Origin of the sequence: Streptomyces sp. SID5910 (genome assembly GCF_009862125.1) — a bacterium.
Lineage (GTDB): Bacteria > Actinomycetota > Actinomycetes > Streptomycetales > Streptomycetaceae > Streptomyces.
Genome location: NZ_WWHX01000907.1, coordinates 1 through 10,565, shown reverse-complemented (window position 1 = coordinate 10,565; position 10,565 = coordinate 1). Strand labels below are relative to the sequence as shown.

9 protein-coding genes are annotated in these 10,565 nt (G+C 71.2%); 8 read left to right on the top strand and 1 reads right to left on the bottom strand.

The features are described from left to right. Positions 1-157: 157 nt before the first annotated feature. The 5 genes from GTW67_RS32540 (at position 158) to GTW67_RS32520 (ending at position 6,363) form a co-directional block, all read left to right on the top strand. Positions 158-682: a sigma-70 family RNA polymerase sigma factor gene (locus GTW67_RS32540; RefSeq protein ID WP_161168346.1), complete on the top strand. Its 525-nt coding sequence runs from the start codon at positions 158-160 to the stop codon at positions 680-682. A 59-nt stretch (positions 683-741) separates the two neighbouring features. Then, positions 742-1,515 (top strand): zf-HC2 domain-containing protein, encoded by a 774-nt coding sequence (locus tag GTW67_RS32535; protein WP_161168345.1) that lies wholly within the window; start codon positions 742-744, stop codon positions 1,513-1,515. An 80-nt stretch (positions 1,516-1,595) separates the two neighbouring features. Continuing rightward, on the top strand, positions 1,596-3,893 hold the full coding sequence (locus GTW67_RS32530) for a UvrD-helicase domain-containing protein (RefSeq protein ID WP_161168344.1): 2,298 nt from the start codon (positions 1,596-1,598) through the stop codon (positions 3,891-3,893). A gap of 415 nt (positions 3,894-4,308) precedes the next feature. After that, complete coding sequence (locus GTW67_RS32525) at positions 4,309-5,724, top strand: NAD-dependent malic enzyme (RefSeq protein ID WP_161168343.1); 1,416 nt, start codon at positions 4,309-4,311, stop codon at positions 5,722-5,724. Between the two features lie 357 nt (positions 5,725-6,081). Beyond that, positions 6,082-6,363 (top strand): HU family DNA-binding protein, encoded by a 282-nt coding sequence (locus GTW67_RS32520; RefSeq protein ID WP_003990598.1) that lies wholly within the window; start codon positions 6,082-6,084, stop codon positions 6,361-6,363. Between the two features lie 161 nt (positions 6,364-6,524). On the opposite strand, the gene murA is transcribed toward GTW67_RS32520, so the two are convergent. Beyond that, positions 6,525-7,871 (bottom strand): UDP-N-acetylglucosamine 1-carboxyvinyltransferase, encoded by a 1,347-nt coding sequence (gene murA, locus GTW67_RS32515; RefSeq protein ID WP_161168342.1) that lies wholly within the window; start codon positions 7,869-7,871, stop codon positions 6,525-6,527. 234 nt (positions 7,872-8,105) lie between these two features. Between murA and GTW67_RS32510 the strand changes: the two genes are divergently transcribed. The 3 genes from GTW67_RS32510 (at position 8,106) to GTW67_RS32500 (ending at position 10,481) form a co-directional block, all read left to right on the top strand. Then, positions 8,106-8,678: a YqgE/AlgH family protein gene (locus GTW67_RS32510; RefSeq protein WP_161168341.1), complete on the top strand. Its 573-nt coding sequence runs from the start codon at positions 8,106-8,108 to the stop codon at positions 8,676-8,678. 30 nt (positions 8,679-8,708) lie between these two features. After that, the gene (locus GTW67_RS32505; protein WP_161168340.1) at positions 8,709-8,993 is read left to right on the top strand and encodes a DUF3039 domain-containing protein; all 285 of its coding nucleotides are present in this window, start codon (positions 8,709-8,711) and stop codon (positions 8,991-8,993) included. 189 nt (positions 8,994-9,182) lie between these two features. Continuing rightward, the gene (locus tag GTW67_RS32500) at positions 9,183-10,481 is read left to right on the top strand and encodes an extracellular solute-binding protein (RefSeq protein ID WP_161168339.1); all 1,299 of its coding nucleotides are present in this window, start codon (positions 9,183-9,185) and stop codon (positions 10,479-10,481) included. Positions 10,482-10,565: the final 84 nt, after the last annotated feature.

Genomic DNA, 10,565 nt, shown 5'->3' with positions numbered 1-10,565 from the left:
GCCCCGGAGAAAACTGTCACCTCACTTTGAACACCCCGCACCCCACGTCCGTACCGGTGGACGAGCGACCGACTGGGGGAACCCCCGGACATCGGAGGTGGGCGTGCGCAAGGATTCCGTCGTGGCCGGTGAACGTGGTGCGAGGGCCCGACATCGCATGCCCCAGACCTCCTCGGAGCCCGACGAGGAGCTGATGCGCGCCCTCTACCGGGAGCACGCCGGCCCCTTGCTGGCGTACGTGCTGCGGCTGGTCGCGGGGGACCGGCAGCGCGCCGAGGACGTCGTCCAGGAGACGCTCATCAGGGCCTGGAAGAACGCCGGTCAGCTCAACCGTGCGACCGGATCGGTACGCCCCTGGCTGGTGACGGTCGCCCGGCGCATCGTCATCGACGGCCACCGCAGCCGGCAGGCCCGGCCGCAGGAGGTCGATCCGTCGCCGCTGGAGGTCATCCCCGCGGAGGACGAGATCGACAAAGCGCTGTGGCTGATGACGCTGTCGGACGCGCTCGACGACCTGACCCCGGCCCACCGGGAGGTTCTCGTCGAGACGTACTTCAAGGGGCGTACCGTCAATGAGGCGGCGCAGACACTGGGCATTCCCAGCGGCACCGTTCGCTCCCGGGTGTTCTACGCCCTGCGTTCGATGAAGCTGGCACTGGAGGAGCGGGGGGTGACGGCGTGATGAGCGGCCACGGGGGTTTCCAGGGATTCGGCGCGGGTGGTTCGGGTAGGTCTGCCCCCATGCAGGGATCATCGGTGCCGAACGAGCACGAGACCGTCGGCGCCTACGCCCTCGGGATCCTCGACGACGCCGAAGCAACCGCTTTCGAGGCGCACCTCGCCGGCTGCGAGTGGTGCGCCCAGCAGCTGGACGAACTGGCCGGCATGGAGCCCATGATGGCCGCCCTCGCGGACCTGCCGGGCGCGGGCACCCCCGCGATCGCCGAGTCGCTGACCGTGAAGCCGAGCCCGCGGCTGGCGGAGAAGCTCGTGGACCAGGTCGCCGAGCGCCGCGCGAGCAAGCGCCGCCGCAACTTCTACCTGGTCGGCACCGCGGCCGCGCTGATCATCGGCGGCCCGTTCGCCGCGGTCGCGACGACCAGCGGCGGCGACGACGGCGGCGGCCACCGCAGCGAGGCGCAACAGACCGCGAGCCCCGCCGCCTCCGCCTTCGCCGCCATGCCCGACCGGGTCACCGCGACCGACCCCGCCACCAAGGTCAGCGCGACCGTCGCCCTGGAGAAGAAGGCCTGGGGCACCGACGCGGTCCTGGAGCTCAAGAACGTCAAGGGACCCGAGAAGTGCTCCCTGATCGCCGTCGGCAAGAACGGCGAGCGCGAGACGCTCAGCTCCTGGTCCGTCCCGAACTGGGGCTACGGCATCCCGGGCGCCGCCACCGACAAGGCCAAGGAGCCGCTCTACGTGCACGGCGGCGCCGCCCTGGAGCCCAACGAGATCGACCACTTCGAGGTCATGACCTTCGACGGCGACCGCCTGGTGGAGGTCGACGTGTAGCGCCACGGGACCGCGCCGTGGCCTCCGGGCCCCCCTTCGCGTACGGTTGACGGCTGCCCAGCACGTCAGAAGGGGGCCCGGTGGCCGCACAGGCACAACAGGATTCGGCGGTCGACTCGGTGCACGATTCCGTACGCGACCGAGAGATCAGCGTGGAACAGGCACACCTCGACCGGGTGTACCGCCGCCTCGAGGAGAAGATCCACGAGGCCGAGTTCCTCATGCAGGACGCGGCCCGGCGCGGCCACGTCGGCACCCCCGGCGCGCTCGCCGAGCGCGACGCGCAGGTCTTCCGGGCGGGTATCCACCTGAACCGGCTCAACAACGAGTTCGAGGACTTCCTCTTCGGCCGGATCGACCTGCTCCTCGGCAGGGACGGCCAGAAGGGCGCGGACGGCGCGTACACGGCGGTGGAGCCCGCCGAGGGCGCCGTACGGCCCGACGACACCGCGGACATCGCCGAGACCCTGCACATCGGCCGCATCGGCGTCCTGGACGAGGAGTACGCGCCGCTGGTCATCGACTGGCGGGCGCCCGCCGCCGCGCCGTTCTACCGCTCCACGCCGGTCGACCCGGGCCGGGTCGTGCGCCGCCGGGTCATCCGGTCCAAGGGGCGGCGCGTCCTCGGCGTCGAGGACGACCTGATGCGGCCCGAGATCACGGCGTACCTGGACGGCGAGGCGCTGCCCGTCATCGGCGACGGCGCCCTGATGGCCGCCCTCGGCCAGGCCCGCACGCACAGCATGCGGGACATCGTCGCCTCCATCCAGGCCGAGCAGGACCTGGTCATCCGCGCCCCCGCCGCCTCCGTGACGTACGTCGAGGGCGGCCCCGGCACCGGCAAGACCGCCGTCGCCCTGCACCGGGCGGCGTACCTGCTCTACCAGGACCGGCGCCGCTACGCGGGCGGCATCCTGATCGTCTCGCCGACCCCGCTGCTCGTGGCGTACACCGAGGGCGTGCTGCCCTCCCTCGGTGAGGAGGGGCAGGTCGCCATCCGTGCGATCGGCTCGCTGGTCGACGGCGCCGAGGCCACGCTGTACGACTCCCCGGCCGTGGCCCGCGCCAAGGGCTCCTCGCGGATGCTGCGGGTGCTGCGCAAGGCCGCGCGCGGCGCGCTGGAGCCGGAGGGCTCGCCGAACCTGCTGCGGGTCGTCGCCTTCGGCCGGCGCCTGGAGCTGGAGGCGGAGGAGCTGGCCGGCATCCGCCGCACCGTCCTCGGCGGCACGGCGCCCGTCAACCTGCTGCGCCCCCGCGCCCGCCGGCTGCTCCTGGACGCCCTGTGGGGCAGATCCGGTGCCGCCGGCCGCCACAGCGACCCGGAGCTGGCCGCCGAGCTGCGCTCCTCCTTCGACGAGGACGTCAGCTCCGAGGACTCCTTCCTCGCCTTCCTGGACGCCTGGTGGCCGGAGCTGACGCCCGGTGCCGTGCTGGCGGCCATGGCGGACGAGAAGCGGCTGGGCCGCTGGGCGCGGCGGATCCTCAACCCCGGCGAGGTCCGCAAGGTGGCCCGGTCGCTGCGCCGCGAGGGCCACTCCGTGCACGACATCGCCCTGCTCGACGAGCTCCAGGCCGTCCTCGGCACCCCGGCCCGCCCCCGCAAGCGGCGCGAGCTGGACCCGTTGGACCAGCTCACCGGCCTGGAGGAGCTGATGCCGCAGCGCGAGGAGACCCAGTGGGAGCGCGCCGAGCGCCTCGCGCAGGAGCGCACCGAGTACGCGCACGTCATCGTCGACGAGGCGCAGGACCTCACGCCCATGCAGTGGCGGATGGTCGGCCGCCGCGGCCGGCACGCCACGTGGACGGTCGTCGGTGACCCGGCGCAGTCCTCCTGGTCCGACCCGGACGAGGCGGCGGCGGCCCGGGACGAGGCCCTGGGCACGCGTCCCCGGCGGCGCTTCGAGCTCACGGTGAACTACCGCAACCCGGCGGAGATCGCCGAGCTGGCGGCCAAGGTGCTGGCGCTCGCGATGCCGGGCTCCTCGGCGCCGACGGCGGTCCGCTCGACCGGCGTCGAACCGCGCTTCGCCGTGGTCGGGGACGGCCTCGCGTCGACCGTGCGGGCGGAGACGGCCCGGCTCCTTGACCTGGTCGACGGCACCGTCGGCGTCGTCGTGGCGATGAACCGCCGCGAGGAGGCCCGGCGCTGGCTGGCGGGGCTCGGCGACCGGGTGGTGGCGCTGGGCAGTCTGGAGGCCAAGGGCCTGGAGTACGACGCGACCGTCGTCGTCTCGCCCGCCGAGATCGCGGACGAGTCGCCCGCCGGGTTGCGCGTGCTCTACGTCGCCCTGACCCGGGCCACCCAGCAGCTCACGATCGTCTCCGGCGACCGGGACGAGCCGGACGCGGCCGGGGTGCCGGACCTGCTGCGGGACTGAGCACCGCCGCACGAGCATGAGGCCCGCGCCGTCGGAACGGCGCGGGCCTCACAACTGTCTAGGTGGCACCGACCCGCCATGCTCGCCTCGCGGCAAGTGGTCGCTCGTAGCGACGATGGTTGGGCCCGGGGGCTTGGATCGAGCCGGTGCCACGTCCAAGGTAACAAACGATCCCCGCAAGACAATTCCCGTCCCGCGAGTTCTTTCCCCGGGCGGACCGCCGCTTCCGGCAGCCTCTTCCGTAGACGCGCAACTTCTCGTATGGTGGAAGTCGTTTTCCGAAATCATCTCTCCTCCGGTCGGACGGCACGCGAACAAAACGTTCGCAATCCGGGGCGGCTACCACGTACCCGGTGGTAGGTGCGACGATCGGACGGCACAACACGCGACACGGTGAAAGCAGAGGAAGTCGGCCATGGCAACGGCGCCCAGCGTCTCCTACTCGATGACCATCAGGTTGGAGGTGCCCGCGAGCGGAACCGCCGTCTCGCAGCTCACCACCGCCGTGGAGTCCTCCGGCGGCTCGGTGACCGGCCTCGACGTCACCGCGTCCGGCCACGACAAGCTCCGTATCGACGTCACCATCGCGGCCGGCTCGACCTCCCACGCCGACGAGATCGTGGAGCAGCTCCGCGGCATCGAGGGCGTCATCCTCGGCAAGGTCTCCGACCGTACGTTCCTGATGCACCTCGGCGGCAAGATCGAGATGGCGTCGAAGCACCCCATCCGCAACCGCGACGACCTCTCCATGGTCTACACGCCCGGCGTGGCCCGCGTCTGCATGGCGATCGCCGAGAACCCCGAGGACGCCCGCCGCCTGACCATCAAGCGCAACTCCGTTGCGGTCGTGACGGACGGCTCCGCGGTCCTCGGCCTCGGCAACATCGGCCCCAAGGCCGCGCTGCCGGTCATGGAGGGCAAGGCGGCCCTGTTCAAGCGCTTCGCCGGCATCGACGCCTGGCCGATCTGCCTCGACACCCAGGACACCGACGCGATCGTCGAGATCGTCAAGGCCATCGCCCCGGGCTTCGCCGGCATCAACCTGGAGGACATCTCCGCGCCGCGCTGCTTCGAGATCGAGGCCCGGCTGCGCGAGGCCCTCGACATCCCCGTCTTCCACGACGACCAGCACGGCACCGCCATCGTCGTCCTCGCGGCCCTCACCAACGCGCTGCGCGTGGTGGACAAGCCCATCGAGAACGTGCGCGTGGTCATGTCCGGCGCCGGCGCCGCCGGTACGGCCATCCTCAAGCTGCTGCTCGCCGCGGGCGTCAAGAACGCCGTCGTCGCCGACATCCACGGCGTCGTCCACGCGGGCCGCGCCGACCTGGTCGACGCCGCACCCGGGTCGGCGCTGCGCTGGATCGCCGACAACACCAACCCGGAGGGCCTGACCGGCACCCTCAAGGAGGCCGTGCACGGCGCCGACGTCTTCATCGGCGTCTCCGCCCCCAACGTCCTGGACGGCGACGACGTGGCCGCCATGGCCGACGGCGCCATCGTGTTCGCGCTCGCGAACCCCGACCCCGAGGTGGACCCGGCGATCGCCCGCCAGACGGCGGCGGTCGTGGCCACCGGCCGCTCCGACTTCCCGAACCAGATCAACAACGTGCTGGTCTTCCCGGGTGTCTTCCGCGGCCTGCTGGACGCGCAGTCCCGCACCGTCAACACCGAGATGATGCTGGCCGCCGCGCAGGCCCTCGCGGACGTGGTGACCGAGGACGAGCTGAACCCGAACTACATCGTCCCGAGCGTCTTCAACGACAAGGTCGCCGGTGCCGTCGCCGGCGCCGTGCGCGAGGCGGCGAAGGCCGCCGGCGTGGCGTCGTAGGGACCCCCGGACAGGGGAACGGTGGCCCGTGCGGTGGCTGTGAGGATCGCCACGACGGGCCGCCGTACCGGCGCGTCGCGGAACGGAGCGCCTCGGACGGCCCTCTAGGGTTGCGCCAGACCGGGCCCCCGGCCCTCTCCGTTGACTCCCAAGGGTGTTCTCACGACTCCTGGGGGTGCCGGATTGGCATTACCGCCGCAGGTGCAGGCAGGATGCCTGTCTGGGCGCGAGGGCCCGACGACGGACCCGGGTGAGGGAACTGTCCGAGGTCCCTGGCAGCATCGGCTTTCGCTGTGCCCGCATGCGGCTCCGCCGCGTGGCACGCCTCAACGGCAAGAAGAACACGGGAGTAACAACATGAACCGCAGTGAGCTGGTGGCCGCGCTGGCCGACCGCGCCGAGGTGACCCGCAAGGACGCCGACGCCGTTCTGGCCGCGTTCGCCGACGTCGTCGGCGACATCGTCTCCAAGGGCGACGAGAAGGTCACCATCCCCGGCTTCCTGACCTTCGAGCGCACGCACCGTGCCGCTCGCACCGCCCGCAACCCGCAGACCGGCGAGCCGATCCAGATTCCGGCCGGCTACAGCGTGAAGGTGTCCGCGGGCTCCAAGCTCAAGGAAGCGGCCAAGGGTAAGTAAGGCACGCCTGAGCGCCGTCAGGTTGGGCGCCGTGGGCGGCTGTGCGGTCCGTTGTGGCTGGTCGCGCAGTTCCCCGCGCCCCTGACGGGGCGCTTCAGTCAACGCCGATGGGGCGGTCACCCGGGTTCGGGTGACCGCCCCATCGGCGTGTTCGGTGTCGGTCAGCCGAGGGGTTTGCCCGGGAGTTCCACCTTGGCGCCGAGGTTCATGAGCTTCTCCATGAAGTTCTCGTAGCCGCGGTTGATCAGGTCGATGCCGTGGACCCGGGACGTGCCCTGGGCCGCGAGGGCGGCGATGAGGTACGAGAAGCCGCCGCGCAGGTCGGGGATGACCAGGTCGGCGCCCTCCAGCTTGGTCGGTCCGGAGACGACGGCCGAGTGGAGGAAGTTGCGCTGGCCGAAGCGGCAGTCGGAGCCGCCGAGGCACTCGCGGTAGAGCTGGATGTGGGCGCCCATCTGGTTGAGCGCGGAGGTGAAGCCGAGGCGGGACTCGTAGACCGTCTCGTGGACGATCGACAGGCCCGTGGCCTGCGTCAGGGCGACCACGAGGGGCTGCTGCCAGTCCGTCTGGAAGCCCGGGTGGACGTCCGTCTCCAGGGCGATGGACTTCAGTCGGCCGCCCGGGTGCCAGAAGCGGATGCCCTCGTCGTCGATCTCGAAGGCGCCGCCCACCTTCCGGAAGGTGTTCAGGAACGTCATCATCGAGCGCTGCTGGGCGCCCCGGACGTAGATGTTGCCCTCGGTCGCCAGCGCCGCCGATGCCCAGGAGGCGGCCTCCAGGCGGTCGGAGAGGGCGCGGTGCGTGTAGCCGCCGAGGCGGTCCACACCGGTGATGCGGATCGTGCGGTCGGTGTCCATCGCGATGATCGCGCCCATTTTCTGCAGGACGCAGATCAGGTCCTCGATCTCCGGCTCCACGGCCGCGTTGGACAGCTCCGTCACGCCCTCGGCGAGCACCGCGGTCAGCAGCACCTGCTCGGTCGCGCCGACGGACGGGTACGGCAGGTTTATCTTCGTACCCCGCAGCCGCTGCGGGGCCTCCAGGTACTGGCCGTCCTCCCGCTTCTCGATCTTCGCGCCGAACTGGCGCAGCACGTCGAAGTGGAAGTCGATGGGCCGGCCGCCGATGTCGCAGCCGCCCAGGCCGGGGATGAACGCGTGCCCGAGGCGGTGCAGCAGCGGGCCGCAGAACAGGATCGGGATGCGCGACGAGCCCGCGTGGGCATCGATGTCAGCGACGTTCGCGCTCTCCACGTGGGTGGGGTCGAGGACCAGCTCACCGGGCTCCTCGCCCGGACGGACCGTGACCCCGTGCAGTTGCAGCAGTCCGCGTACGACCCGCACATCGCGGATGTCCGGCACGTTGCGCAGCCGGCTCGGCGCACTGCCCAGCAGGGCGGCGACCATGGCCTTCGGCACGAGGTTCTTCGCACCGCGGACCCGGATCTCGCCCTCCAGCGGTGTTCCGCCGTGGACAAGCAGTACGTCATCAGCGCCGTTGACGGTCATGAATCTCGCGTTCCGTGGGGTGGGGCAGGGGCCAGAAGGGAAAGGGTAGTCGCCCTCGACCCCCCTTCTGTAAGCCCGAGGAGGGTCCGGCGACGTCATGGATGTGTCACAACACGAAGGGTCTCCCGGCGGCCACGTGGGGTCACCGCGCGGGGGCGTGCGCGGAGGGTCCGTTCACCCCCGTGCCCCCGATTGCCTCCCCATGGGAGGGGAACATGCGGGATCATGTCTGGCATGACCGAGGTGTCCTCGCTCACGGGGCGGCTGCTCGTGGCAACGCCCGCCCTGGCGGACCCGAACTTCGAGCGTGCGGTGGTGCTCCTTCTCGACCACGACGAGGAGGGCTCCCTCGGTGTCGTCCTCAACCGCCCCACGCCGGTCGACGTCGGCGACATCCTGGAGGGCTGGGCGGACCTCGCCGGCGAGCCCGGGGTGGTCTTCCAGGGCGGCCCGGTGTCGCTGGACTCGGCCCTCGGTGTCGCCGTCGTCCCCGGCGGCGCGTCCGGGGAGGCGGCCCCGCTGGGCTGGCGCCGGGTGCACGGCGCGATCGGTCTGGTCGACCTGGAGGCACCGCCGGAGCTGCTGGCCCCCGCCCTGGGCGCCCTGCGCATCTTCGCCGGGTACGCCGGCTGGGGACCGGGCCAGCTGGAGGACGAGCTGACGGAGGGCGCCTGGTACGTGGTGGAGTCCGAGCCGGGCGACGTCTCCTGCCCGCTCCCGGACAGACTCTGGCGCGAGGTGCTGCGCCGCCAGCGCAGCGAGCTGGCGATGGTGGCGACGTATCCGGACGACCCTTCGCTCAACTGAAGCGTGTGAGCTTCAGTACCCTTGGCGTCTATGAGCACTCTCGAGCCCGAGCGCGGGACTGGTACGGGAACCCTCGTCGAGCCGACGCCGCAGACGTCCCACGGCGACGGCGATCACGAGCGCTTCGCGCATTACGTCCAGAAGGACAAGATCATGGCGAGCGCCCTCGACGGCACCCCCGTCGTGGCGCTGTGCGGCAAGGTCTGGGTGCCGGGCCGCGACCCGAAGAAGTACCCGGTCTGTCCCATGTGCAAGGAGATCTACGAGTCCATGAGCGCCGGCGGCGACCAGGGCAAGGGCGGCGACAAGAAGTAGCAGCCCCCGCCCGGCCGAATTCTTACGAGGCCCCCGGAGCGTGCCCGCGCGCGCTCCGGGGGCCTTCGCGTGTCACGAAGTGGTCGAGACCTCTTGTGGACATGTTCATGTAGTCCATAACCTCCTGGGTGTTGTGCAGAGCGAAACCGTCATTGCATATGTTGCAACGCGCGCCCGGAGGAACACTCCATGAAGCTCTCCCCCCGACTGGCCGTCCTGCTGGCGGCCACCGCCGTCGTCACCGCGGCCTGCGCCCCCCAGACGTCCGACAACTCCTCCTCCGGCAAGGACGAGAAGAGCGGCACGCTGCGGGTCTGGCTCTTCCAGGAGGTCAACAACAAGCCCAAGGAACAGCTCGTCGACCAGGTCCTCGCCGGCTTCGAGAAGTCCCACGAGGGCACGAAGGTCTCCGTCGAGTACATCCCCGTCGAGGCCCGCGCCCAGCGCATCAAGGCCGCCTTCAACGACCCGAAGAGCGCCCCCGACGTCATCGAGTACGGCAACACCGACACCGCCGGCTATGTGAAGGACGGCGGCCTCGCGGACGTCACCGAGGAGTTCGGCGCCTGGGACGAGGCCAAGGACACCGACCCGACCGCCCGGCAGTCGGTCACCGTGGACGGCAAGGTGTACGGCGCCCCCTACTTCGTCGGCATCCGCGCCCTGTACTACCGCACCGACGTGTTCGAGGAACTGAACCTCCGGCCGCCGACGTCGCTGGACGAGCTGACGTCCACCGCCAAGACGATCCGCGCCGCCAAGCCGGACCTCTACGGCATCGCCGTCGGCGGCGCCTACACCTACGGCGCGATGCCCTTCATCTGGGCCAACGGCGGCGAACTCGCCACCGGCAAGGGCGGCTCGTACGCCTCGGCGATCGACAGCGCCGCCGCGCAGAAGGGCATCAAGGCGTACACGTCCCTCTTCGGCGACGACAACTGCCCCGCCGCCAAGTGCGCCGGCATGGGCGGCAACGACACCGTCACCGCGTTCGCCTCCGGCAAGGCGGCCATGGCGATCGGCGGCGACTTCAGCCACCAGGCCGTGGAGGCCGGCGCGGTCAAGGGCAAGTACGCGGTCGTGCCGCTGCCGGGGGTGAAACCGGGCTCGATCGCCCCGGCCTTCGCGGGCGGCAACAACATCGGGGTCCTCAAGAGCACCTCGCACCGCACCCTCGCCGTCGACCTGATGAAGCGGCTGGCGTCCAAGGAGGCGCAGGGCGAGCTGTTCGACGCGATGGGCTTCCTGCCGACCTTCACGGATGTGCGGCAGGGGGTCGCGGCGAAGGAGCCGTTCGTGAAGCCGTTCGTGGACACGTTGGCCTCCGGCACGCGGTTCGTGCCGGCGTCGGCGGCTTGGGCGACGATCGACTCGTCGCTGGTGCTGCCGACGATGTTCCAGGAGGTGGTCAGCGGCAAGAAGTCCGTGGGGGCCGCTGCGGAGGGGGCGGCGGGGAAGATGAACGACGCGTTTGGCTCCGCCGGATGAGTGTGTCGCCGTCCAGCTCGGGGGGTGCGGTGCGTGGGCGGGTGACGGTGCGTCGTGGCTTGTCGCGCAGTTCCCCGCGCCCCT

Excerpts from the sequence above, each read along its gene's own strand:
- GTW67_RS32505 (WP_161168340.1), top strand. The coding sequence starts at position 8,709 with ATGAGCACTCTCGAGCCCGAGCGCGGGACTGGTACGGGAACCCTCGTC.
- GTW67_RS32525 (WP_161168343.1), top strand. The coding sequence starts at position 4,309 with ATGGCAACGGCGCCCAGCGTCTCCTACTCGATGACCATCAGGTTGGAG.
- GTW67_RS32520 (WP_003990598.1), top strand. The coding sequence starts at position 6,082 with ATGAACCGCAGTGAGCTGGTGGCCGCGCTGGCCGACCGCGCCGAGGTG.
- GTW67_RS32500 (WP_161168339.1), top strand. The coding sequence starts at position 9,183 with ATGAAGCTCTCCCCCCGACTGGCCGTCCTGCTGGCGGCCACCGCCGTC.
- GTW67_RS32510 (WP_161168341.1), top strand. The coding sequence starts at position 8,106 with ATGACCGAGGTGTCCTCGCTCACGGGGCGGCTGCTCGTGGCAACGCCC.
- murA (WP_161168342.1), bottom strand. The coding sequence starts at position 7,871 with ATGACCGTCAACGGCGCTGATGACGTACTGCTTGTCCACGGCGGAACA.
- GTW67_RS32535 (WP_161168345.1), top strand. The coding sequence starts at position 742 with ATGCAGGGATCATCGGTGCCGAACGAGCACGAGACCGTCGGCGCCTAC.
- GTW67_RS32540 (WP_161168346.1), top strand. The coding sequence starts at position 158 with ATGCCCCAGACCTCCTCGGAGCCCGACGAGGAGCTGATGCGCGCCCTC.